20 protein-coding genes and 1 pseudogene are annotated in these 26,308 nt (G+C 39.4%); 5 read left to right on the top strand and 16 right to left on the bottom strand.

Features of this window, described 5'->3' with window-relative positions; all coding sequences use genetic code 11:
- Positions 1–19: 19 nt before the first annotated feature.
- The 5 genes from BLP54_RS00100 to BLP54_RS00080 all read right to left on the bottom strand — a co-directional run bounded on the left by BLP54_RS00100 (position 20) and on the right by BLP54_RS00080 (position 8,339).
- Positions 20–3,628 (bottom strand): SpaA isopeptide-forming pilin-related protein, encoded by a 3,609-nt coding sequence (locus BLP54_RS00100; protein ID WP_090165565.1) that lies wholly within the window; start codon positions 3,626–3,628, stop codon positions 20–22.
- A gap of 184 nt (positions 3,629–3,812) precedes the next feature.
- Positions 3,813–5,699 carry a hypothetical protein gene (locus BLP54_RS00095; protein ID WP_090165563.1) on the bottom strand — a complete coding sequence of 629 codons (1,887 nt, stop codon included), beginning with the start codon at positions 5,697–5,699 and terminating at the stop codon, positions 3,813–3,815.
- Positions 5,700–5,892: 193 nt separating this feature from the next.
- Positions 5,893–7,233 (bottom strand): butyryl-CoA:acetate CoA-transferase, encoded by a 1,341-nt coding sequence (locus tag BLP54_RS00090; RefSeq protein ID WP_090165561.1) that lies wholly within the window; start codon positions 7,231–7,233, stop codon positions 5,893–5,895.
- A 103-nt stretch (positions 7,234–7,336) separates the two neighbouring features.
- Positions 7,337–8,134, bottom strand: a complete 798-nt coding sequence (locus BLP54_RS00085) for a PDDEXK family nuclease (protein WP_090165559.1) — start codon at positions 8,132–8,134, stop codon at positions 7,337–7,339.
- Positions 8,097–8,339, bottom strand: coding sequence for a hypothetical protein (locus BLP54_RS00080; protein ID WP_090165557.1), 243 nt, complete (start codon positions 8,337–8,339; stop codon positions 8,097–8,099). Before BLP54_RS00080 ends, BLP54_RS00085 begins: the two co-directional genes overlap by 38 nt.
- Before the next feature lie 496 nt (positions 8,340–8,835).
- Here BLP54_RS00080 and BLP54_RS00075 point away from each other — a divergent pair, with 496 nt between their 5' ends.
- Complete coding sequence (locus tag BLP54_RS00075; RefSeq protein WP_090165556.1) at positions 8,836–9,291, top strand: acyl-CoA thioesterase; 456 nt, start codon at positions 8,836–8,838, stop codon at positions 9,289–9,291.
- Positions 9,292–9,361: 70 nt separating this feature from the next.
- Here BLP54_RS00075 and BLP54_RS00070 read toward each other — a convergent pair whose 3' ends face one another.
- Positions 9,362–9,601, bottom strand: coding sequence for a hypothetical protein (locus BLP54_RS00070; RefSeq protein ID WP_090165554.1), 240 nt, complete (start codon positions 9,599–9,601; stop codon positions 9,362–9,364).
- Between the two features lie 124 nt (positions 9,602–9,725).
- Entirely contained in the window at positions 9,726–12,065 is a 2,340-nt protein-coding gene (locus BLP54_RS00065; RefSeq protein WP_143001973.1) for an ATP-binding protein, read from the bottom strand.
- A gap of 141 nt (positions 12,066–12,206) precedes the next feature.
- Here BLP54_RS00065 and BLP54_RS00060 point away from each other — a divergent pair, with 141 nt between their 5' ends.
- The gene (locus BLP54_RS00060) at positions 12,207–13,154 is read left to right on the top strand and encodes a tetratricopeptide repeat protein (protein ID WP_090165550.1); all 948 of its coding nucleotides are present in this window, start codon (positions 12,207–12,209) and stop codon (positions 13,152–13,154) included.
- 10 nt (positions 13,155–13,164) lie between these two features.
- Complete coding sequence (locus tag BLP54_RS00055) at positions 13,165–14,352, top strand: hypothetical protein (protein WP_143001972.1); 1,188 nt, start codon at positions 13,165–13,167, stop codon at positions 14,350–14,352.
- 3 nt (positions 14,353–14,355) lie between these two features.
- Here the strand turns inward: BLP54_RS00055 and BLP54_RS00050 are convergent, their stop codons facing one another.
- The 4 genes from BLP54_RS00050 to BLP54_RS00035 form a co-directional block, all read right to left on the bottom strand.
- Positions 14,356–14,799, bottom strand: a complete 444-nt coding sequence (locus BLP54_RS00050) for a MarR family winged helix-turn-helix transcriptional regulator (RefSeq protein WP_090165546.1) — start codon at positions 14,797–14,799, stop codon at positions 14,356–14,358.
- 56 nt (positions 14,800–14,855) lie between these two features.
- Positions 14,856–15,167, bottom strand: coding sequence for a thioredoxin (gene trxA / locus BLP54_RS00045; protein ID WP_090165544.1), 312 nt, complete (start codon positions 15,165–15,167; stop codon positions 14,856–14,858).
- A gap of 44 nt (positions 15,168–15,211) precedes the next feature.
- Positions 15,212–16,072, bottom strand: coding sequence for an NAD(P)/FAD-dependent oxidoreductase (locus tag BLP54_RS00040; RefSeq protein WP_090165542.1), 861 nt, complete (start codon positions 16,070–16,072; stop codon positions 15,212–15,214).
- 211 nt (positions 16,073–16,283) lie between these two features.
- Positions 16,284–18,563 carry a hypothetical protein gene (locus BLP54_RS00035; protein WP_090165540.1) on the bottom strand — a complete coding sequence of 760 codons (2,280 nt, stop codon included), beginning with the start codon at positions 18,561–18,563 and terminating at the stop codon, positions 16,284–16,286.
- 244 nt (positions 18,564–18,807) lie between these two features.
- On the opposite strand from BLP54_RS00035, the gene BLP54_RS00030 reads away from it, so the two are divergent.
- Entirely contained in the window at positions 18,808–19,890 is a 1,083-nt protein-coding gene (locus BLP54_RS00030) for a PTS sugar transporter subunit IIC (RefSeq protein WP_090165538.1), read from the top strand.
- A gap of 43 nt (positions 19,891–19,933) precedes the next feature.
- Here the strand turns inward: BLP54_RS00030 and BLP54_RS00025 are convergent, their stop codons facing one another.
- The 5 genes from BLP54_RS00025 to BLP54_RS00005 form a co-directional block, all read right to left on the bottom strand.
- Positions 19,934–20,668 carry a hypothetical protein gene (locus BLP54_RS00025; RefSeq protein ID WP_090165536.1) on the bottom strand — a complete coding sequence of 245 codons (735 nt, stop codon included), beginning with the start codon at positions 20,666–20,668 and terminating at the stop codon, positions 19,934–19,936.
- A 106-nt stretch (positions 20,669–20,774) separates the two neighbouring features.
- The gene (locus BLP54_RS00020; protein ID WP_090165534.1) at positions 20,775–22,634 is read right to left on the bottom strand and encodes an RsiV family protein; all 1,860 of its coding nucleotides are present in this window, start codon (positions 22,632–22,634) and stop codon (positions 20,775–20,777) included.
- Positions 22,635–22,660: 26 nt separating this feature from the next.
- Positions 22,661–23,872 (bottom strand): class I SAM-dependent rRNA methyltransferase, encoded by a 1,212-nt coding sequence (locus tag BLP54_RS00015; protein WP_090165532.1) that lies wholly within the window; start codon positions 23,870–23,872, stop codon positions 22,661–22,663.
- Positions 23,873–23,881: 9 nt separating this feature from the next.
- Positions 23,882–24,535 carry an HAD family hydrolase gene (locus tag BLP54_RS00010; protein ID WP_090165530.1) on the bottom strand — a complete coding sequence of 218 codons (654 nt, stop codon included), beginning with the start codon at positions 24,533–24,535 and terminating at the stop codon, positions 23,882–23,884.
- Positions 24,528–25,889 carry an MATE family efflux transporter gene (locus BLP54_RS00005; RefSeq protein WP_090165528.1) on the bottom strand — a complete coding sequence of 454 codons (1,362 nt, stop codon included), beginning with the start codon at positions 25,887–25,889 and terminating at the stop codon, positions 24,528–24,530. The genes BLP54_RS00010 and BLP54_RS00005 overlap by 8 nt, the downstream gene beginning before the upstream one ends.
- 280 nt (positions 25,890–26,169) lie before the next feature.
- On the opposite strand from BLP54_RS00005, the pseudogene BLP54_RS16015 reads away from it, so the two are divergent.
- Positions 26,170–26,308, top strand: a pseudogene (locus BLP54_RS16015) (IS5/IS1182 family transposase); the annotation flags it as partial.

The raw sequence follows: 26,308 nt of genomic DNA, 5'->3' as shown, positions 1-26,308 counted from the left end.
GGGTATTTTGATTAATTTACTAGATCATCTGGCGCTTTCTTCTACCAATGATAATAACAATTACTGCACCCATCACACCAGTACCGATGATGATGAATAACAGGATACCAATTCCACCAGTGCTAGGAAGAACTAAGCCCTGATAGTTGTATACATCAATCTGGATACATCCGTTTTCATTGATAATTGCTGACTCAGCATCATCTGGATTGTATGGCTCATCAGCTGTAGCCATCTCTCTGAACCAGATGTATGAGTTATCTGCCCTTGCCATCTCAGCGTCTGTAAGCTCATTGATTTCAAAGTAGATATCCTCAGCAAGCTCGTTATATCCTGAAGGTGCCTTTGACTCTACAAGTACATAACATCCTACACCAAGACCATGTGCGGTAATACCTTGTGCAGTGTTAACAGAAATCAATGTATCAAATACATTGTCCTTATACTTATCCTGGAATATTCCATTGTCCATAGATACCTTCTTGAAGTATCTTGCTGGCTCCTCGTCCTCACCTTCTAATACATAGTAGTTAGACTTTTCGGCAGACTCAAGTGCTGTGTAATCAGCATCAGAAAGTGTCACTTCCTTAAAAAGGTTAAACTCAGCACCTGAAAGGTATGTTGTTGTTGATGCACTACCATCAATCTTTACAATGTTAAGACCATATGTGTAAGCATGTACAACATCATGCATTTCTGTCATGCTTGTTCCATTAGAATCCTTTTCATAATGGATATAAGCTGTATTTGTATTTGCGTTGGAATTAATCTGTGCATCAGAATCAAGGATTGCATAATACTTAATTCTAAATCCAGATACCTCACGACCATCTTCGCCAGCCTTTAAATCTGCTTTCCAAGCTCTTAATAATGGCTCGTCAAATTCAATTCTGATTACAGTATTCTTTGTCTTAGAATCTGTTGTAATCTCGAATGGTTCAAAAATTCTACCTGATCTAGGTGTTGCATAGCCACCAATAAGATCTGTATTCTTTGTAAGCAATGTAGTTGGACCTGGATTGCTCTCGTAAACTATGGTTCCCTTCTCTTTTGCATTATCTGCTGTAAGAGGTATTGTGCCTGAGCTCTGTGTAAACTTGTAAGCTGTAGCAGTAGGAATACCATTTTCTGCTATAAGAGCCTCTTTCTCCTCGTTGTTCTCAATGTATACATAGTAGAACTGTAATCTGTAATCGTCATTAGGCTCGTAAACTGTGAAACCTGGAGCCATCTGATCTTCAAATACTAACTCATAGCCACTTCCTGAACCTGTTGTAAATCTGTCCTTATACTGTGGAAGCTGGAAATCAACTACGAACTCTATTGGATCATCAATATTATTAATCTCAGCAATATCCTGCTTCTTACCATTAATTGTCTTAGAAATAGTAGGCTCAACTTCCTTGATATAAACTGTAAATAACTCCTGTGTATAGAAGCTGCCCTGTGGTCCTGACTGCTGTGGATAAACAGTTGCAACTGTTACTGCATATGGATTGTTGCTGCCATCTTTTGCGAGAATTGCATAAATACCATATTCAATATTATCAAATACAACTGAGTATCTTGTTCCATCCTCAGGATCTGAAACCTCATGCTGTGATGAATCTACATACTTATCTCTCTTTGAAGCATATACTCCATCTGCTGTATCATAAAGATCTGTAAGAGATTCAAGGAGTGCTTCACTGTTTACCTTAAGCATATCCTTATAGAAGGATGATATTGTAGAAGATGATGCCTTTCCATTTGACAGATCATTAGGTGTAGCTGCTGTAACTCTGTAGCCTGAGCTGTTAACCCATGCCTGAATTTCTGGAACCCATGCCATCTTGTTTAATGTGTCATCTTGAGTGTTCCATGTCATTTCAGCAAGCTTGTACATCTGAATCTGGTCAGATGAAGTTGCAAGCACTACCTCAAGATCTGAATAAGCAGTGGTTCCTGTAACCTTTCTCTGATAAGGCACTGCTTCCTCAGAAGCCTTCTTATTATTTAATCCTTCAACTGCATACTCAGCGTTAGGATCATAAATCTTAAATGGTACTACAGCCTTTGCTGATACTGTGTTTGATGCAAGGACTGTATTCTTAATTGTAACTGTTACTTCTGCATAGTAATATCCGATTGCAGATGGTGCCACTGTCTGTAATTCTCCACCAGTTACGGTGTCTGCTGTGGAAACCTTGTAATATTTAACATCCGAAATCGTAGCTGTATTACTTGTAGCGGACATTATGTCCTCTGCCCCAACGATATTGGTGCTTGAATAAGCTCTGCCATCGTATGGAACATCAGCTGCTTCAATCTTTAAGTCGATTGTTTCGCCTAAGCTTGAAGAGCTAACTGCATAATATGAACACTTAGGATCAGATGCTGAACAGAACATATGAATAGTGTCTGAACCATCTGCTGCATATAAATTCCAAATGTGATTAAGAGGCTGTGTTGTTGTCTTAAACTCAAAGTTTGTCTTCTGAACAAGTGCTGTCTGGGTTAATCCCTTTACATAGTCACCATACTCTACGAAGAAACCTGTAGCTGTGTAGCTTGTAACCTTAGAGCTACCGTACTGAGCCCAGTTTGTATCAACGATATCATTCCATGAATATCCAGATGCTACATAATATGGAGAGTTAGTACCGATCTTTCCGTTTCTATTACCTGTATTCCAACCAGAACCAATCTTAAGGGTTGTCATAGCAAACTCACCATTAGAGTTATTAGGCTCGCCACTGTTCCAGTTGTTGTAATAACCCTTGCTGTCAGCTGTCTGTAAAACAGAGTTTGATGCAGCGGTTGGGCTTTGTAAGAACTTTCCACCGCCTTCATTTACATCAGGACCTACTGCCCAGTACCAGTATCCAATACCATCTCCATTACCAGAAGGTGTAAATGTCTTATAGTAAGGAATACCATTCTTTGTATCAGCTGCGCCATGGGTCATCTTTGTACCACCAAGCCAACCAATCTCATTAGAGCATCGGTAGATGAACGCATCTTCCTCTACACTTGATACTGTTGCAAGGTATCCCTGAAGTCCTTCATATGTCATATTAAGAGCTGTATAGTAAGCCCACTCCCAAGTACCATATGTCCAAGACTTTCCAGTTGGATCCGCAACAGCTGTACCAGTTGACTTGTCGAACTTAATAAACTGGTAGTAATGCTGTGAATCCTCTGAATAGAAGGTCATGTACTTAACGATGTCTTTACCTACAGAGAAGTTAATCTTCTGGGAAGAATTCTGACAGTTCAAGAACTGAATCTTTCTAATATAGGCTGCTATCTGTACAAGATTCTTTCCTTCTGGGATGTTAATAATATAAGTACCATCTGTAGAAAGAGATGTCTCATATGTAAATCCACTTACGCTAGGAAGTACAATCTTCTCACCATTCTCTCGAACGGATGTGAAGTTAATAACAAGACTCTTGTAAAGATTAGTACCTGTACCTAAGCAGTTATAATAGGTCATAACACCAGATGCATTATAGCCTGGCTGTCCTACATCGATTGTGTCGGCAACTGCATAGGATGGGAATGATGGCACGGCAATAGCGGCCACCATCAAGATTGTCATCATTACTGATAATAATCTCTTTTTGAATGTCTTTCCTCTTGCCATAAGAATAACCTCCAATCACAACTCTATACTATTATCGATTGTGTAAGGTTATTCTAGACGCACCCCTGTTACAAACTAGTTACACTCTTAAAAAAAATTTTTGTAATTCACATTTTTGTTACGAATCAACTAAAAAAGCCCAGTTGTAATGGCTAAAAACCATAACAACCAGGCTTATTATTTATTAATTTGTTTTAAACTCATAAACCACACGCCCAACAGAAGCTGGTGTAGTTTCAGTAGCATATATTCTTGCCTTTATAAGATATAAGGTATCTGACTGTAATCCTGAGAAGGACAGGTTTCCATCACCAGAAACTCTGGTCCAGCCAAAGCCTTCGATTTCCTTTCCATTCTCATCACAGATGCGGTATTCCTGAGCAAACAGCTGAAGACTTCCAAGAGGGATGCTTAATTTAATTGAATCCTCACCAATTGATGCTATCTCCTCTGAATCAGGGATTCCCTGCACATTATATGGGCGGGAACTTACATTGACAGTGATTTTCTCACTCTCACTACCATTCTTTGTAATATAAATAGTTTTACCAGTAAAATCGAAATAATTGCCATTTGTATCTACTCCTGTTAATGTAATGTGACCTAACGCATTTGAAATAATTGAATAGGTCGTTTCTTCACCCTCTACAGCTACTGTATATTCTGTATTTTGCTTGAGTCCTTCAATGAGCTCTGCAATATAGTTCAAATTGCCACCGTTGGTAGTAACTCCGATACTATCTGCATCACCAACTGCAAACTTAAAGCTAACCAAACCATCTGGAACATTAAACCATGACATTGTCATTCCAGCGTCAATGCCCTGCGTTTCTGTTGCCACATTATCTTGGTATTCACCGTCTACCGTGATATTTCCAGTACCTTCATTAAAACTGAAATACTTTCTCTTATCGTACTGACCAAGCCAGAATTCCAATTCTTCAGAAGTAATAGGTGTAATCATAAAGGCTGGATTACTTCCCACTGACTGGCTGGAAGAGCTTGCTCCAACCATGGCTATATTTGCAACTGTATTATCTTGATTCTTATTTACCTCAAGAGCTGCAAAATCCGAATGAGATCTTGAAGTAGAATCATTACCAAGCATAGTATCACAGCCAAAAGCAAAGGATGTCTGACCTGATGCCAAATCAGCTGTTATGTATAATTCATACTGGTTTGCAGCATCAAAGCTACAAAGCAAATCATCCAGCTGTGCTGCTGTATGCTCCACTTCCGGTGCATCCGATGAAGATGTAACCATTGACCAACCCTTTGAATAGGCTGTCTGAATCATATAGGAGCTTCCGCTCTTGCTGTAAAGACCTACTACATCAAACACTGTTCCTGCAGAATTGATTCCATAGGCTACAGTTCCATTGCTGATATACCATGGCATAAGTGGATTAGTCCAGATTCTGCCCTGTGAGTCCTTCTCGCTTGTGCCCTCGCATTTAAACTGACCTACCACCTGAACAGCCTGGCTGGCAACGCCATTAACGACGCATCTATACCATCTACCGTCCTTAGGAGATTTGTTTTCAAAAGTCTGATTTGTCTCACCATCTAAATCAGACCACTGTTCTTTGTCATCACTACGCTGCCACTGGAAGGTAGCGTTTGTAACAGCATCAGATAATTTAATGGCAAGGGTAACACCTTCTTCTGCCTTTTTTGCATAAGGATATCCGTTGTTTGCAATATCCCCTACTGGCTGAGAAGCTGTTACTGCTACTTCTTCACCATCTCCATCATTTAAATACATTCCGTAGACTGTAAACTCTCTTATAGAAGCCTCAAGTGTTTCCTCCTCAGACATTACAGCAGGTGCACTGTCAGCTGCAATAGCTGTGGTATTAACATCCGCTGCAATAGAATTTGGAAGAGCCATTGCTACGATAATGAGCATTATCACCATCATGCCAAAAGCATGCTTTATTATTTTCCTGTGTGGCATAAAAGAGCGAAAATCGATGCGCTGTAAGGAACGCTTTAAGCTCTTTATAAATGCCTTTATAAAAATCTTAATCAAATCTATCTTATCAATCTTCGACATTCTTTCTTTTGTCATAGAACCCTCTCACATGTAAAAACCGTAAATCAAAAACCTCTGAGATTCTACTTTGAAGTTGTGTTATATTTGTGTTTTGTTTATGAATAAATTATGTTCGAAATAACATAATACACTCGTGTGTATTTTAAGAAACAAAAAAGGCCAGATGAGTCTTGTAACCCATCTGGCCTGTAGTAATTTCTATATTATATTACTTATTAGATCTTCTCCAGATATTCATCTTCTCTGCTTCTGCGATAAGCTCGTCTCTGAAATCTGGATGAGCGATAGAAATGATAGCCTCTGCACGCTCCCAAGCTGAAAGTCCCTTAAGGCAAACCTTACCGTACTCTGTAACAAGGTAGTGTGTGTTAGCACGAGTATCTGTAACGATTGAACCCTCTGCAAGTGTAGGACGAATACGGCTCTTTACTGTACCATCCTTTGTTGTGGAGGTAGATGAAAGACATACAAAGCTCTTTCCACCATTTGAAAGGTAAGCACCAAGTACGAAATCAAGCTGTCCGCCTGCTCCTGAGATGTGCTTTGTTCCTGCAGACTCTGCATTAATCTGTCCGAATAAATCTACATCAACTGCATTATTAATAGAAATGAAGTTATCAAGTGCAGAAATCTGACGGATGTCGTTTGTATAATCAACAGGTGCACTCATAAGCTCTGGATTCTCATCCATGTAATCGTACATCTTCTTTGTACCAGCACCGAAAGCATATGTCTGACGGAAACGGTCAATGTTCTTCTTTGCACCAGTAATCTTACCAGCCTTAGCGATATCTACGAAGGCATCAACGTACATCTCTGTATGAACACCAAGATCCTTAAGGTCTGACTCAGCAATCATAGCACCAACTGTGTTAGGCATACCACCGATACCAAGCTGTAAGCAGGCGCCGTTTGGGATCTCCTCAACGATAAGCTTAGCAACAGCCTTATCTACATCTGTAGGAGCTCCGCCGCCACCCATCTCAAGAATAGCTGGGTTCTCACCCTCAACGATAGCGTCAACCTTAGAAATGTGAACGCCCTCTTCGAAGCCGCCTAAGCAACGAGGCATGTTCTCATTAACCTCAACGATGATGTGCTTAGACTTTTCAACTGCAGCCATAAGGTGTGATGCGTTAGGACCGAAGTTGAAATATCCATGATTGTCCATTGTAGTTGTCTGAATCATAAGAACATCGTTTGGCTCGATGTGCTCTCTATAATATCTAGGAAGCTCAGAGTATCTGATAGGTGCATAGAAAGAGCAGCCTCTAGCAATAAGCTTTCTTTCAATACCACCCATGTGCCATGAGTTCCATGTGAAATGCTCGCCAGCATCCTCACGCTCAAAAATAGCTGGAAGCTTCATTAAGATTCCACCACGAACCTTAATGTCTCTAAGCTCATCTGTGCGAGCTGCAAGTGCCTTATCCAAAGCATCTGGTGTACCTGTGCACCAACCATAATCTACCCAGTCACCGCTCTTTACTACCTTTACAGCTTCTGCTGCTGTAGTAAGTTTTTTCTTGTACTCAGCTTGAAAATCCATATTATCCTCCGCTCGTTAAAAAATTATCAATTAATGATATTCTAACACTTTTATTCCTCGATGTCATCTACGATTTAACAATAATATGTATTATATTCCACAATTATAATAGTATTTCTTTTATCTTTTTCTCTACCAATTTTATATTAAGCGGTATTCTTTCAGACTCCATTGTTATAATCAAATCCTGACCAATTGCTATCCCAGCCTCCTCATAATACGCCAATTTTCCCATATTTTTCACCGCATATTCTTCATTATCTATCAGCCCCAAATGCTCCCAAATATATGTCTTTCTTTTCTTCACGTTCAAAACCGTAAAATCAGGATACGTTGTTTTATTCCCAATTCTATACTCTGTTTCGTATGAATAAGGTATTCCATATTTGTGCAACATATCGGCGATAATCTTTTCTGATTTCGAACGCACCTGTTCACCTCGGTCCGTTTCATATCCAATATTAATAGGGTATGTATTCATGTTTCCTGGGTATTTCTGATACCATTTTCCAATATAATCTTCTGTAGATGAAATTAGGGGCCTAACTAGCTGTTTTCTTCCTTCACTGTAGTTTTCAAATATTTCCGCTACATCAGAACATTCTATATATTTTATAGCCGACAATAATGCTTTTTGTTTTTTCTTAAGCAGTCTGCTAGCTTTTTGTTCATAATCAAGCTGCACTACCTTTATTGCAAGATCTCGTTCCGATACTTTCAGATATCTTTCCACAGTATCCTTTGGCCCTTTGAAATAGTACTGAAAGGTTCTTCTTTTCTTTGCTATTCTTATTACTCCTTCAGGTGTCCCCCTGAGTTTTTCTATATTTCCATTGTTAATCTTTATAAGAGCATTTACCTTTTCAAGTTCCTTTTCTAAGTGCTTCCTGTATTCTTCCAATTCCTTTACTCCTTTTCCATAATTTAGTTACATTTTTACCCATTGTTTCGCTTCTTTTGCTGTTTGGCAGGTACACTATGCCTGTCACTGTACCCACTGCTTTGCCACTTCCGCAGTCTAGTAGGTATGTCATACCTGTCTCTGTACCCACTGAATTGCTGTTTTCACAGTCCAGTGGGTATATCACGCCCTTCACTGTACCCACTGCGTTACCACTTTCACAGTTTCATGGGCACACTTCACCTACCTCCGTACCTACTAATGAATTAACCCGTCAATTTCGTAGGTACATACCACCTGTCACCGTACCCACAAAACCTATAAAATGGTAAAACGATGGGCACCTTCACTAGCAAGAGACCTTATTTATTTGTCAGCCAACCATAAATGGAAATTCTAAAGAAATAGATTTTCTAAAAAGAATGCTTGCACCGCATATGATATTTCAATTTCCAATAATAAACCCAATATTTGAAGATAATAACATGATTTATTTAAAAATGAAATAACCAATCCATTCACAATGAGTATCACCCAAAAACCAAACGCTATATCACACCATAAATAAAAACCATAAACACATCACAAAAAACTCAGGTATTTAATACTCCACATCTTTTCATTAGTGCTATAATATGGATAGATGTTAAATGGGGTTGATGCCTGTTTGGCACCTACGTATTTCATCAGGAGGTAAGACTATGGCAAAACAAGAAATTGAAGTTGCTGGTGCGAAAAGGCAGATTAAGATTACCCCTTTTGAGCATCACACCAAATATCACGAGACAGATCAGCAGGGTATTATCCACACTTCTAATTATGCCAACTGGCTGGAGGATGCCCGTATGGATTTAATGGAACAGATGGGACTGGGCTTCAAGCAGATGTTAGATATGGAGGTCAGTTCTCCTATCGTGTCCTCTTCTATAGAGCACAGAAGCTCCATTAAGTTTGACGAGACAGTCATTATAGATACAAAACTCATTTCCTATGATGGTCATGAAATGGAAATCGCATATCGCATTTACGATAAAGCTACCGGAGAAGACAGAGCTGTTGCAAGAACTGTACATTGTTTCGTAAATAAGGCAGGCATTCCTATTTCCATGAAAAGAGCATATCCAGAACTGGATACAAAATTCTTTGAATTTAAATAAATATCAAAAAATAAAAGCCAGTCTGTGGCACCGTTCATGTGCCCACAGATTGGCTTTTCTGATTTCTTAATTACCCTTTAGCTCCGATTTCCATTAATAAACGAATCAGCTCAATATCTGATTCCTGTACGCGAAGATTTGTTTCAACACGCTCTCCGCTTGGATCAACAACAGCCATCTCTATAACTGTGCCTGGTGTCATAGCCTTTCCCTGGATTGCATGGAAAAATGGGACAAGCTTTGGATGATTTCTGTTGAAAGTCTCCGCTGCAGATTTTACTTTAAATAAATCAGCTGGATTAAATGCCATGATATAATTTACTCCTTAATCCGCCGGTTACGGTCACAAGCCAAATTGTTTCTACGTTCGGCTGAAGAAAGCCTCACTTAAGAAACATTAGAGCTTGTTACCTACCAGCTCATTTATAATCTACCTAGATTATATATTTACGTATCAGCTTTCGCAACTCCTCTTCCTTAATTGGCTTGGCGATGTAGTCGGTGAAGCCTAAGCGCTCGTACTCCTCCTTGGCACCTACTACCGCATTTGCGGTTTGCATAACAAGTGGTGTGCCATTATTTGGATTGTCTTCCATTTCATCAATTAATCTCTTAAGCTCGATTCCATCCATACCTGGCATCAGATGATCTATAAATATGATATCATACTTATTTCTCTTAATCTTCTCCAAGGCCTCAGGTCCACTTATGGCAGTGTCTACTATAATATCAGTGTTGCTAAGAAGCACTGAAAATACTCTAAGGTTAATGGCCACATCATCAACAACAAGGATTCTTCCAAGTACATCGAATACCTCATGTCTGTCAGCCACACGACGGTCTCCGTTTGGTCCCATAGAGAACATCCCGCAAGGCTCTACTGAGCGAATCTCCTGAGGAATCATTACTGTAAAGGATGAACCCTTGCCAAGCTCAGATTCTACTGAAATCGTACCATCCATCAAATCAACCAGCTGCTTAGTGATAGTCAAGCCAAGACCGGTGCCTTCGATTCTTCTCTTATTAAACTCGCCAACTCTTGTAAAGGTATCGAAAAGATAAGGTATATTCTCTTCTGCCACACCAATACCGGTATCAGTAACTGTTACGATGAGTAAAAGCTTTCCTTCTGATATCTTTCCCTGAACAGAAAGTGTTATACGTCCCTCAGGTGTATATTTCACCGCATTGGTCAAAAGATTTGTAATAATCTGGATAATTCTTTCCTTGTCACCGCGAAGTCTTGATGGAAGCACATCGCTCATATCCACTTCAAAGGATAGTCTGCTGGCCTTTGCTCTAGGTCTTGCCAATGAATAGCATTCTCGAATCATATCCATCAAATCGTAGTCTTCTGGAACGATTTCAATCTTTCCTGCGCTAACCTTTGCAAGGTCCAAAACCTCGTTAACAACACCAAGCAAATAATTGCCTGCGCTGTTTACATCTCTGGCATACTCCAAAACATTTTCATCCTTGCTCTCACGTAAAATCATTTTATTCATACCAAGGATGGCATTGATTGGTGTACGCATCTCATGAGACATTCTTGTCATAAAGGCTGTACTTGCATCCTGTGCCTGTACCGCTGCAAACATTTCACGCTCTGTATTTCTAATATCCTTAAGGGCACGGAAGTATGCCATGACGATTAAGAATAAAAGACCGATGATTAAATACAAGGAATTGATATTTGTAGGATGTAAGATTGCATAATCAAACATCTGCATAATACCCATGATTATGGCACCACAAATACCTACAAATTCCAGCCAGTAGGCTTTCACTCTTCCCTGGATAATATCTGGAATTACCGTAATTACGTAGGTCAACATTGTAAGACCAATAGACACAAAGGCGATTGGTAAAATTCCAATCAAATCTGTGTTATTGAAGAACTGTAATAATATGGCGACTACCGCACTAAATTCCTCCAGTACTGCAAGTCCCATGTAAAGTGCACGATATCTTCCTTCCTGAAGACAATCAAAATACAAGGCTACGGTATATGGTAGCATAATCAAGCTAAGGTACGTCATATAGGAAAGCAGTGAAAAGTTTGGCACGAAAAACTGCCTGCAGTCCGTCTCGGCAAGTGCCCACATCCCTGCACAAATCATCGCCCATCCAATAAAGAAAAGTGACAGTGTTTTTTGATAGGCAATCTTTACACTTACACCGATGATAAATGCTATTACGCCAAGAACTAAAAGGAATAATGTAAATAACAAAGTGTATCGCTCACGGCTGTAGACATGCATTACAATACCCTGCTGGGTTCCCAAAATAAACTCATCCAGAATACCTGAATAATTATTGTCTCCTGTAAGAACAATCTTTATCGTCTTTCCGTTATCGCTTGGATGTAATGGAATGAACACCATTGTTCCAGGTGTATTGCTTCCAAAGATTCGTGTATCTTTTGTACTGAAAGAATATCTCAACTCATCCCCTAAATAAACATCCACATCCTGCTTATTTGAGTTAAAGCTTAGATAACTATCTCTGTCCTCCCAAACATTTAGTTTCTTTCTTAAAATAAACTCATGAGAGTCTTCTGGCTCATAGGTTCCAGGAAGAGTTATTGCTTCCGCACTACCGTCCCAATGAATTCGTTCCCAGCCATCGCTGTAGTTTTCAACTGTTAAGTCTGTAAAAGTCCTCTCATCGGGAAGAGTAAACTCTCCCACAAAAAGCAGGGTTACTACAAAGGTAAAAATCAATAATCCAACAATGAGAATTAATCCATATAAGAATGTACTAGTTTTTTTCATACTCAAGTCCCCTAAAATCACACATAATATCACAATAATTATAAATTTTTGCCAGTAAATAAACAACAATTTACGAAAATTGTCACAAAGTTTTCTTATACTTATAACGTATTGAATTGTAGGCATTTTCAGGAGGTCATTATGGCAAGTTCAGAACAGATTGCAAATGAATATTATCAAAAAGGCATGAATTTGATTCGAGCTAACAATATAGAACTTGGAATAGATAATCTAAATATGGCTATAAGTATCTACGAGGAATTGGAGGATAGCACACAATACGTCAAATCTCTTCGTGGTCTCGCTATAGCCTATGGAATCATGGGATATGATTCAAAGATGCTCTATAAATGCCTTAACGCCTTTGATTATTTAGATAAGCACAGCATCCGCGGTGCCAAGCATTATTTCTATGCCACAATTTGCAATCGCTATATGATTCTTGGAGATTACGACAGTGCAATAAATTATGGAAAGATGGCTATGCAGGATTTGGAGGATTATGGAGACTCCTTTAGCAACAAGCCTCACTCTTTTCTTGTTGCATGTTTAAATTTGGCTTACTGCTATTTGCAGACTCATCGATTTAATGAAGCTGAAACGTATTTACGAAGAGCTAACAGTATAGCTGCCAAAAATGATATGCATCATCACGATTTCAGTCTGGCGATTTTGAACTCTAATTTGCATCATCAGCTTGGAGATGATAAATACGTTTATGATCACCTAGAAGATTTGGCAGTACTAATGAAGGATCCTTCTATCACTATCAATGATTATCTGGAGGATTTAAAGCTTTTAATCGAAACTTTCTGTAGTATGAAGGAATTTGAAAAAGCTGAGGCCGTAGCAAAGAATCTTGATTCTACCGCCACTATTTCTTCGGATTATCATATGAAGCTGGAAACTTCAAAGCTGTATATGGCTATATATAAAAAGAGCGGTGATGAAGAAAAATACCATCAGGCTTGCGTTCGTTATGCGGAAGATAATTTAGCTTATGAAAAGGCTCAGGCTGCAGAACATTTATTGGAGATGGACACATCAATTGCTTTGTCTATTGCAGACACTCCATTAGAATTACTATAATGTTCTTATTATGAAAAATAAGAAAATAGGGATAATAATTTTTGTGGTTTTAGCTCTCACCATAGTTATAAAAGCAGAGCTTATGTTGAATCCTTCCATGCGAATACTTGCGTCAGTAGTACACTTTTCAGAGACTACCTTAAAAAGTCCTGACTACCTGGCTTACAACATTGATTTGAAGGATTTATTTATCAATTACACAAACGCAGACATTGATTACTCTGGTAATGCCTACATCAAAAAATTACAAGGATTTCCATACTCAATCAGCGGCAGTATCGAGGGTCAGCGTTCTGCTTCTCAAAAGAAGTTCTCCTGCAAATCAAATTTGGATGTGCTTGTTTTGAATGTTGGCGAAATGGATTTTTACGCTCAGGATAAGACCGTATATCTTTTTGCCCCTCTTCTTGGTGATATCTCCTATGGCTTTAACACTGATTCGGATTTATTCCCAACAGCACCTAATCTTAACAACGATATCAACCATGAGTGGTTCCATAACAACAAGCGCAACATCTTCGACTTTGTTCGTAAAATCGATATTCAGAAGACAGATGTAATCTACGTTGATGAGGACGGAACTGAAAGCGAAGAATTTCAGATTACCATTCCTCAGGGCGAGGGTGATTTTATCTGGGAGCTCCTTGGCATGAAGGCGCCAGATCACGATATCAAGTGCTCTATCTTCTTGGATAAATTCAATCACACAAGAAAGCTTACCTTCGATCTTTCGTATAAGACAAAGGGCGCTTACATTTCAATCCTTGGAAAGAATTGCAACAAGATAGAAATCTTTGCTCCTCTTCCAGATAATGAAAGAGTTGTGGCTACTATCACTCGTAACGGCCAGAACAACTACACTAATTCCTTCACTAACAACATCACCTACATCACAAATTCAGGTGGCAACTACATGCTAGATTGCAATGTACTTATGAACTTCGTTGATGAAGGCATCAAATTCGAGGCTAATGACATCAGCGTCACTCAGGATAGCAACGTTCTCGCTCAGGGTTATATCAAGGGCAAGGTCGCTACTAAAGAAAACATGGGTGATGTCTTTGAAAATGCTGGCGTTGACTTATCAGGTGTTACTATCATTGATTGGGATAAAATAAAAAATGACACCGCCTCATTCATAGACGATGTCATCTCTCAAGCTCGTGAAAATGTAGATATATTAAACTTATTTGACTAGTGATTATTCTTCCTCTTCAAAGGAACCAAGAATCTTGTAGAGCAGTTTGTATAGCTGTTCTGACTCCTCTGGAGAAAGACATACACACTTACCCATTTTAGCAGGTATCGTTGATGCCTGCTTTTTTAATTCCTCGCCATCCTTTGTCAAAGTGATAATAAGATTTCTCTCATCATCCTTTGAACGACTACGCTTAACATAGCCCTTCTGCTCCAGCTTCTTTAAAACAGGAGTAAGTGTACCTGAATCCAGGAACAGCTTGTTCCCAAGTGCCTTAACTGTAATCTCCTTTTCCTCCCATATTACCATCATGGCAATATACTGAGTGTAGGTAAGATCCAAAGGATCGAGATATGGCTTATATCTCTTAACAATCTCCTTTGAGCAGGCATAAAGAGGAAAACATAATTGATTAGAAATTTTTAAGCAATCGTACTTGTCACCCATTATTTATCACCTCATCGTTTTAATAAAATCTTTCTGAGCTTAATAATAGATTTATTTTAAAGGTTCTTAGAAACGAAATCCTTAAGGACATCCTTTGGAACAAATCCAACGTTCATGTCAACCTTCTGTCCATCCTTTAAAATAACAACTGCAGGAATATTCATAATTCCGAATTCTTTTGCTAAATCTGGATTCTCATCAGTATCGATGCTGTAGAACTTTGCATCGTCAGCCATTTCCTCAGAGACCTCTTCCAATACTGGGCCGAGCATCTTACATGGTCCACACCAAACAGCATTAAAATCTAATACTGTAACTCCTGCCTTATCCATTGAATTAAACTCATCTGTACTAATTTTCTTTACCATAATAATAAAACTCCTTTCAATTTTAATCAATTATATTGTATGAATTATTTGTTACTATTCATATATGAAACAGCTGAAAGTGCTGCCACATTTCCTTCACCAGCTGCCTTAATATACTGGTAAGGTGCTCCAGTAATATCTCCAGCAGCAAACAAGCCTTTGATATTTGTGGCCATTGAACGGTCTACCTTAATGTGATTTCCATCCATTTCAAGGCCTGGAACAAGCTGTGATGGAGCAATCTGCTCTCTCAAAATAAATATACCATTTGCTGTAAAGGAAGAATCCCTGGTATTTAGAACTGCCATACCATCTTTCATTTCAATGGACTCAGGCTTTACCTCTAAAGTAACCTCGATATTTCCGCCTAAAGATCCTGCATACTCATACTGTGGAAGGTAATAAACCTTCTCTGCTCGCTCTGCAAGGAACTCTGCCTCTGGCTCATCCTCTGCACTGTAAGCAACTATGATAGCTGTCTTTCCTTTATATAAAGCCGCATCACAAGTTGCACAATAGCTAACTCCACGTCCGAGATTCTCCATCTCTCCTGTGAATGGCTTCATAGCTGTCATACCAGCTGCTACAATCACAGTGCTTGCTTCATAATCACCGTTGTGGCACTGTATTGCGAAATACTGTCCCATTGAGTAAATGGCATTTACCTTATCCTCTGTAATCTCCACACCCATCTTTGTGGCATGATCTAAAAATGCTTTTGCCATGTCTTCTCCAGACACATCTGGCAAGCCAAGATAATTCTGTATGGTGTGTGCTTTTGACACCTTATCTGATGAGCCCTTTCCTCCAAGAAGAAGAACTGTTTTATTTCTAACCTTTGCTGTAATAGCTGCTTCAAGACCTGCTGGTCCAGTACCTATTATTGCTACATCGTACCTTTCCATTGATATTACCTCCATTGACATCTCGATTAAATTGCATACAACTATTCTTTGTAATTAGATTGTATGCAATTAAATTGTTTTTGTCAACAGTTTTTTCTCATATTTATTTGTTTTAAAAAAGGCTTTAGGACTTAGTATCCTAAAGCCTTCATCAATTATATTATCAATAATTGAATATTTTGTTAATTGTTTTCAGCATTTATTCTGAAGCTTATTTCTTCTTTTTGCTGAAGACAAAAGCTGTACCAATACCAGTTGCTGCAATAACTGCTACTAATGAAACCCAAATCCATGTTAAAGACTTTGTCTCCTTAGCAACTGTAGGAACTTCCTCGTCATCGATCTTTGTCTCTTCTACTGGAGACTCCTGAACGATTTCCTCTTCTTCCTCTTCAACAACTTCTTCCTCAGCCTCTTCTGTCTCTTCTTCCTCAAAAGTAGCCTCTTCTGTAGAAGCAACCTTCTTAGAAGCGCTCTTCTTTACTGTTGGTGCAACATTTGCTGCAACAACGATTTCCTCATCAGCTAAATCCTCAGCTGTTACACTTGTAAGTGTATCAACTGTGCCAGCATTCTTTGTTGTAGATGCAGAAGCTGAAGATGTTCTGCCTGAAGATGCTGTGCTTCTAGATGATGTGCTATTAGAAGCTGCTGTGTTGTTTGAAACTGTTGTGCTGTTTGAAGAATTTGAACCACCGTTAGATGGCTGTACTGGAGTAACAACTGGTGTTGTCTCCTCGCTCTTTGTCTTCTTTGTAAAGAGCTTTGAAATGTTGAACTTCTTTACAGTATTAATAACTGTATCTACAACCTTCTTACCTGTTACATATGTCATCTGACCAATGTAACCTGGAAGATTTACCATAGCCTTAATAGACTCCTTAACAGCGCCTGGATAATCAACCTTTGTGTCGATGTGGAACACATTTCCAGAAATAGGATTCTGAATGTCCTGCTTAACCTGAACACCTGAATTTACGTAGTAATCAGTCTTAACTGTGTTACCGTTCTCGTCCTTTTTAGTGCCATAAGCTTCGTTCCATACAAGAGCGCCAACTGTTGTACAGTTGTGATTGAAAGCGTTAACGTAGCTGTGTGCATCGAAAGCATCAAGCATTACATTGAGCTCACGCTCTGTGAACTCCTGCTCAACAACCTCGTTTGGTCCCTGATCGTAAGCATACTTCTGGTTGTAAAGCTCACGGTTAATCCAAACACCACCCTCAGTAGTAGTCTCTGCAACATGCTGTCCAAAAGACTGACCATGCTCATCTAAAAGCTTAAGGATAGTTAAGTAGTTTGCAGCAACATATTCCTCTGTTAACTGCTCGTTAAGAGCTTTGTTTGCAAACTCTGTAAGCTTAGCAATATCTTCCTTAGTCATTCCCTCGTTCATTAGGTATGGAATGTAATCTTTCTCAAGCTCTTCCTCTGGAGTAGACATGCTGTAGTTTCCGATTGTAACATACTCACCACGGTTTAAAATAACTGTGCCCTTAGTGAAATGCTCAATCTCCTGATCAACGTACATATCATTAGCCTTAGCTATTCTGATAGCTTCGTTAGTATCAGTCTGCGCTGCCTCATTAATTTCCTCAAGAGTGCTTCTCCAAGATACTACACTGTCATCGTTATCGCATGCTTCTCTAAGACGATCTGCATACTCAGGATTTGCGATGTAATATCCATAAAGCTTATCAAGAGAAATCTCGAGATTATCAACGTAGCTTGTGTAAACAAGATATACGTGACCATCTCTGAAGTTCTTTGAATCATCGTGGCGTGCAACAAGTCTTACGCTACCTAAAACGCCACCGTATAATCCGCGATGCCACTTGTCTGTGTCATCATAGTCCTTGATACCATCCTCATCAGTGTCAGCCTTACATGGGTCTGATACAAGAACTGCATAGAGCGAACCATCCTCTCTAGTCTCAATAACGACTTCCTCGCCGTTTGATAATCCGTCAGCATCTAAGTCGTTAGACTGCTGAACCTGAAGATAAGAGTAATCTCCAAAAACCTTCTTGCCAGTCTCTGTAAGAATCTCGCCTTCGCAAAGCATCTTTGTGTGTAAATCACTGATGCCATCGCCATTGAAGTCCTCATCTTCCTTTGCTTCGAGAAGCTCGAGCTCTTCATCTGCTAAAAGCTCTTCCTCTGTCTTCTCTTCTTCCTCAGTCTCCTCTTCAGAAGACTCCTCTGATGAAGTCTCGTCTGTAGCTGGTGCTCCATCTACAACAACCTCACCTTTTATTTCGTCTGTTCCTTCCTTATTAGTGTCGTCAGAAAGAATAACAGTTACTTCTGTTGTCTCATTAGATGTCTCGTCTGTAGCTGTGTTTGATTGCTCGGCAACAGCCTCTGCTGCCTCATTCTCCACTAATACCTGGTTTTCTTCTTCCTCAGCCATGGCAGACATAGGAACAAAAGTCTGCACAGCGAGCACTCCCGCAAGCGCTAAAGAAGCCGCTTTGTAATGATTTTTCATTCGTTTTTATCCTCCCTGAATAAAATACAACCGAGTAGCATTATATCATATAACTTTTCTTTTATAAACTAAAATTTTCAAAATCGTTTCCATTTGTTGATTAAGCACCGAGCTAGATTTTACGGGGTTTTTAAGACATTTCAGATAATATATTTTTTAACTAGGGAACAGTAATCTATGGATTGTGAATAACCAGCTTTTCATATAAAATGTTAAGGTAATTTTCATTAAGGAGAAGATTAATATGAGAAAATTCTTAAAAAGAAAAAATATCGAGATATCAGTTAAGAGATATCTTATTGATGCTTTAGGTGCCATGGCGCAGGGATTATTCTGCTCCCTTTTAATTGGTACCATCATCAATACTATTGGAGCTCAGTTTGGAATTAGTTATTTAACTACTCCAGTGGCTACAGTAGGTGGAATTGAATACACCGTAGGTGGTCTTGCAGTTGCAATGAGCGGTCCTGCCATGGCTGTTGCAATTGGATACGCTCTTCAGGCTCCTCCACTTGTACTGTTCTCACTTATATCAGTAGGTTTTGCTGCTAATGCTCTCGGCGGTGCCGGCGGCCCTCTTGCAGTATTATTTGTAGCAATTATCTCTGCTGAGATTGGTAAGGCTGTTTCAAAGGAGACAAAGATTGATATTCTTGTGACTCCACTTGTTACTATCGGAGTTGGTGTTGCCCTTTCAGCATGGTGGGCTCCTGCATTAGGACGTGCTGCAAGCTCAGTTGGTACACTTATCATGTGGGCAACTACAAAGCAGCCATTCTTAATGGGTATCCTTGTTTCCGTAATCGTAGGAATTGCTCTTACACTTCCTATTTCCTCTGCAGCAATATGTGCTGCCCTTTCACTCACTGGTCTTGCTGGTGGTGCTGCCGTAGCAGGCTGCTGTGCACAGATGGTAGGCTTTGCTGTAATGAGCTTTAAGGAAAATAAATGGGGTGGACTTGTTTCACAGGGTATCGGTACTTCAATGCTTCAGATGCCAAATATCATCAAAAACCCTCGCATCTGGATTGCACCAATCCTCTGCTCTGCTATCACAGGCCCTATTGCTACCTGCATTTTCAAAATGGAGATGAACGGAGCCGCTGTTTCTTCTGGAATGGGTACCTGCGGACTTGTTGGTCAGATTGGTGTCTACACTGGCTGGGTAAATGATGTGGCCGCTGGCACAAAGTCAGCCATCACAACCATGGACTGGGTAGGACTTATCCTTATCTGTTTCGTGCTTCCAGCTGTAATCTGCCCTGCCATCAACAATTGGCTCAAGAAAATTGGCTGGGTAAAGAGTGGTGATATGAAGTTAAGCTAAATACCGCATATACGAAAACAGGTTGCGAGATGCGACCTGTTTTTTATTCTTTTTTCAATTTATTCTTAATCACACAAAGTTTTTCTTTACACTGGCTGCACTGTAGCCGCTGATTACTTCCATACCAGAAACGCTCTGGATGCTTGGCGTAATTTACTTCCCATCTAATGAGCACTATCAGCGATGTAAAAAACAGGCTCCAGGAGAAAAAGTTCTTTATAAACAGCATTGGTGTGAACATCATAAAATGCCCCCAATCGTAGATGCGACAATTTATACAACATCTGTTGTGCATAATTGCTGTCTGGAATGGACAGAAAAACAAAATACAAAGGTAATCACTTAAATAAAAGAACACCGTCAGCATCAGCATGTCAGCTACATCTATTATTTTAAAAAGGTATAGCACTGCAAACACTGCATTAAAGATGAGCCAGCTCAGCATTACTATCCAAGCCTTCACATTCATGTTCTGAACGAATTCCAACAGCTCTAATCGGGAATAACCAGGCACTTCCTCAAACTCTTCTATCTTCCCTTTTTTGTAAGCCATCGACAGCTCCTTGTTTGGGAAAATATGTTGAATCATCATCACCATAAATACAAACCACAGCGCATGAAGCGGGCTGATTCCATACTCAGAAATTCCAAAGGTAAACTCATGAGTCATGAATTCAAACAGCATTTCTTTTTTAGTCAGATATAATCCAAATATAAATATGAATACGAACAGTCTAAAAAAGAAATTGATTAGAGCTCTCTTCATCATTCGAGTCATAGGTTACCTCCGCTCTCCCTATGACAGAATCATACTCCACATTTGTTTAGAAAAAGTGAAAGCACATTACAAAATCGTAATGTGCTTTGTGGTTAATTCTATTCTCTTATTTTGCTATTCTTGTAAGCTGATTTGCTCCAAGGAATTCATCGTATGGAAGCTCTATATCAATAAATCCTGATGCATAAGGTCCTAAATCATATGGATAGAAATAATATACTGCATGGTCCTCATACCAGATAAGATTTCCTGAATCAATATGTGTTGATTCATAAGCATTTGAATATGCTTCCTCTGCATCTGCTGCAAAATATTTTTCCGAACCATTCTGGTAATCTTCCTTTACCTTACCTGCAACAAGTGTCTTGAACTCTTCCTCTGTTCCTTTGTAGAAAGCAGTAATGTCAAGCTCTTCTCCAGTAGTCAAATCAAACAATCTTGTTCCACGACCAGGCATGCCATGTGCTCCGCCGCCATACCAGTAATCTGCCATCTGGACCTCAAGGAATCTGTCATCAATTATTGATACATCAGAAACAGTAGTCTCATCTGTTTCGCAGCCCTGCTCTTCATTTTCTTTATGCCAATCACAGTCGTCTGTATAAGCATCTGTAACAATCTCACCGTTCTTAGCGTCAGCATATGAAAGAAGCTTATTAATCTCATCAGCATGTGAAGAGTATTTTGCATCTAAAACGAAATTCTCACCATAGTTTTTAGAAACTATCGTGCCACAGGCTGAGCATTTTTCAGTATATGAATAGTAATTGATAGTTCCGTAATTAAATACAGAATATTCTTTTACTGATAAATCTAAATCCTCGAAGGTGCCGTTGCTCTCATTAAATCGTGCCCACTTTTCTTCGTTGCCAAAGAACTGCAATGCATAAATTTTTCCATCGATAATCTTAAATCCATCGATACCAAATCTATTATTATCAGTTCCTGGAATCTTTGAAGTTGTATAAAGCAGTGCGGCTTGATCCCTGCTGCAATCATAACGATAAACGCTGTAGTCCTCTACACCATACTGTTTCTCAGTAATGGCCTCATAATATACTACGCCATCCTCGTATGCTAAATAAAAATCTGAACTATTATCTTTTCGAATAGTATGTGCTTTTCCATCCTCCAGATTATAGCAATCCATGATTATGTCATCGTCATCGAAATCTCTGAGATAGAGATAGTTCTTGCTGTAGCCTGTAAGGTACTTGCCAGTATTTTGAAGACCTTCTATAGCTGTCTCTCCATCAGCTGTAAGCTTTGAAAAGCTCCACTTTGTTTCGTCACCATCTTCTGTAATCTTACCAACCACAAGGAATCCTAGCTCATCATAGGTGCGCTGGATACACTCATTATCCTTTGCTGGCTGAATCAGACTACCATTATGATTTTTTAATATATCACTGACTTCAGAGGCACCTTCTACAAGTGTTAAAGAATCCTTATCTACAGTAAATACGCGTTCATCCTGGCGAATATTATCTTCGTATGTACGAATATCTACATATACCTTGCCCTGATAGTAATCAAAGGACATAGGTGACCACTCACCTGAGATGTTATAAAAGTTTGCCCAGTTTTTTGATGAACCATCAATGGCATAATAGCTGGTTACTGATTCGTCCCCAGAATAATCTGTGTTATGGAAATAGATTATTCCATCGTACATACCGTCAATGGATACACCATACTCATAATCTACACCGATTTCTTTAAATACACCCTTGTAATCTTCAAGGGTGTACTTGCCGATTTCATTGCCATCAGCATCTACCGTATATCCGATATTATAGTCGTAGGTAAGATAATACTGCTCATCAGAAGAGCTTACAGCATCAGAAACTGTTTCTGACAAGGTATCTTTAACATCACTGATTGCATTGCTAATATCATCTTTTTTGCAGCCGCAGCTTCCCACTGCAAGGACTGCGCATAAAAGAATTAATATAGATTTTTTCATTTCATATTCTCCTAGAATTTTAGTCCTTATTTCTCGTCGCAAACCTGGAAGGTCAAGAATTTAAGGTAGTAGCTTTCATCTGCCGCCCAAAGGATTGGGTGGTCTGGAGCCTGTGTTCTAAACTCTACCTGACGAAGGCGCTTGTGAGCTGCCTGTGCTGCCTGTCCGATTACCTTTATGAATAAATCCTGAGTCATGAAGTGTGAGCATGAACAGGTAGCAAGATAACCGCCATCCTTTACAAGCTTAAGTCCCTTCATGTTAATCTCACGATAACCTTTAATGGCATTCTTTGTAGCCTCACGAGACTTTGTAAAAGCAGGTGGGTCAAGAATAACCACATCAAACTTCTCTCCTGCCTCGGCAAGCTTTGGAAGCTCATCTAATACGTTTGCCTGCTTGAACTTTACTGTGGAATCAAGTCCATTTAACTTCGCATTTGCGGTAGCCTGAGCCACTGCAAATTCTGAAATATCAAGTCCTGTAACCTCAGCTGCACCACCAAGACCTGCATTAAGGGCAAAGGTACCCATGTGAGTAAAGCAATCGAGAACTCGCTTATCCTTGCAAAGTCTCTGGATAGAAAGACGATTGTACTTCTGGTCAAGGAAGAAGCCTGTCTTCTGACCATTAACAACATCTACCATGTAGTGAACACCGTTCTCTACTATCTCTACGTTTGTATCAAACTCCTCACCGATAAAACCCTTGTAAGGTGCAAGACCTTCCTTAGTACGAACCTTTGCATCGCTTCGCTCATAAACGCCACGAATCTTAAAGCCATCGGCAGCCATAAGCTCCTTAAGCATATCTACAATCTTAAGCTTTAGCTTGTCGATTCCAAGGGCAAGAGATTCTACAACAAGTACATCATCGTACTTATCAATAACAAGCCCTGGTAAGAAATCTGCCTCTCCAAAGATTACTCGACAACAATTCAAATCCACTGGAAGTAATACGGATTTACGATACTCCCAGGCATTCTTTACTCTCATATATAAGAAGTCATCATCAATAAGCTGATCCTTCTTGCGAGTCATCATACGAACTCTAATTTTTGAATTAGTATTGATGAATCCACGTCCCATCATGTATCCATCAAAATCATGCACTACAACAATGTCCCCATTTTCAAAAGAGCCCATTACACTATCAATCTCGTTATCAAAAATCCAGGCTCCGCCTGCTTTGATGGTACGACCCTCTCCCTTTTTCAATGTAACAATTGCTTCTGACATAGTTTTCTCCTATTCAAACAATGATTTTATATCTAATAATGAATCCAGCCTTGCATAAAGCTTTTCCTTAAGCTCCTCATCTGGTTCAGTTAAATCTGGAATCATTATAACATTACAGCCGGCTCCATAGGCACTAAGGCAGCCATTTGGTGAATCCTCAACAGCGTAAGTCTCTGATGGGCTGATTCCAAGGCTCTCACATGCGTATGCATATATATCTGGAGCAGGCTTTCCAACCTTAACCATATCTGCGCAGACTACTGCATTGAAATACTCAAAAAGGCCAATCTTCTTAAGATATCGCTCTGCTCTTTCCTTAACATTAGCAGTTACAAGCGCAATAAATATATCATGGTCTCTGAGCCATTGCAAAATCTCTTTTGCTCCTGGCTTTAAAGGAATACCGGTCTCTGCAACCACATTTTCTACAAGCTGCCTACGATAATCGCGCACCTTAATATAATCGAAATCGTCACCATACCACTCTCTGAACTGTTCGACTGCGAAAGCACTTCCCAGTGAGCGAAGTATCAGAGGCTTTTCAGGTGTCATCTCATAGCCAAAATGCTCCATTGCTTTTGGCCATTGTTCCTGATAAATCTTTTCTGTATCTGTAAGTGTTCCATCTAAATCAAACAGAACAGCTTTTATTTCTTTACTCATAAGCACCTCTTGCATGTTTGCTAATCACTCTATAAAGCAGTGTTGTAGATACAATCATCATAATAACCTCAGTCACAGGCTGTGCCCAAATCATACCATTGAAACCAAATACGTGATTGAAAATCAATAGTAATGGCACATATAAAAACAACTGACGAACCAGTGTTATCGTAAATGCGTATTGAGGCTTACCCATAGACTGAAAGGAAGTACGACTCATGGATATGGCGCCTACAAATGGAAGGATACACATAAGTGTTCTAAGCACCTTTGCTCCTGTAGCGATTACATCAGGCGACTGTGTAAATATGCCAATCAAGTGTGGGGCAAATATTCCAAATATCGCCATCACACAAAGCTCCACAGAGCTTACTACTGCGATTCCTGATTTTAGAATATTAAGCATTCTCTTATAATTCTTTGCTCCGTAATTGTAGCCCATAAGAGGCTGGGTACCTGCTGCAAAGCCCTGATAAATATAATTACCCATGGAAAGAATCTTCTGTGCTACTCCCATGGCAGCTACTGTGAGCTCTCCATAGCCTACAGCTAAGTTGTTATTAACAATATAAGCTACAGATGTAAGTAGTGTCTCTAAAGTCGCAGGCACACCTACCCAAAAAATCTCTTTCAGTATCTCCTTAGTTGGGAGAATATATCTAATACTAGGTCTTAGTAATGATTTACCAGTTGCGTACAACAAAACAGATGCCAACATTCCACAGGCATTTCCAAGTATTGTGGCAATGGCCGCTCCTCTTATTTCCATTCCAAGAACAAAAATAAAGATAGGATCTAAAATGATATTTACAACTGTTCCAAGCACCATTCCTATAATAGAAAACTTAGCTGAACCTTCTGCTCTAAGGAGCTGTCCAAAGGTATAATTTCCCATGGTGAAAATGCTTCCTAAAAGAATGATAAAGGTGTACTGACTTGTGTAGCCAAAGGTATTTTCCTTTGCTCCAAGTCCTGTAACAATCTGTGGTAACAGAGCTATTCCAATTATTGTTACTATAATACTATTTAAGACGGTAAGTGAAAATCCAACCGTCAGAGTATGATTAGCCTTTTCCTTATTACCTGCACCAAAGCTCCTGGCAATAAGGGATGCTGCACCTGTTCCTACCATATTAGATATGGCAATGGAAATCATCATTACAGGATAGGCTAAATTAACAGCTGCCAGCTGATAATCATCATGCATCAGGCCTATAAAATAGGTATCTACCAAGTTATAGAGAACCATTATCATCATGCCCATAATAAGTGGCACACCCATCTTTACAACAGCCTTAGCTGGTGCCTCTTCGCTAAGAGTGTATATTCTTTTATCTTTCTTTGTGTCTTCCATTTCTAGTTACTCTCATCTTTTTTGATTTAAAAAACCTAAATTACTATACCACATCCATACAAAAAAAGCTTCCCGACTGTATAAGTCGAGAAGCTCAGAGTGTAGACAAAGTGTCGCGGCTTCCGCCGCGACATTTTCTTTTTAATAAGGAGGAACTGGAGTCTGCGGACTCCAGTTCTTTCATTTTTAGATTATCCAAATCCTTAGAAAGCCTTGATTTTACAAGCGTTCTAGTTACTTTTTTGGTATAATAATACTATCAAAACAAGGGGTTAGAATAATGATTACAGAACAGAATGAGAAGGCAAGAAAGCAGATTGAATTTGTATGTACTGATGACTTGGTTCCTCAAGATCATCTTCTTAGGATTATAGATAAAGCTATTGATTGGTCTTTTATTTATGATTTAGTCAGAGATA

Source organism: Pseudobutyrivibrio sp. 49 (assembly GCF_900100545.1).
Classification (GTDB): Bacteria; Bacillota; Clostridia; order Lachnospirales; family Lachnospiraceae; genus Pseudobutyrivibrio.
Note: the sequence above shows the minus strand (reverse complement) of the source record. Positions and strands in the feature narration are given on the sequence as shown.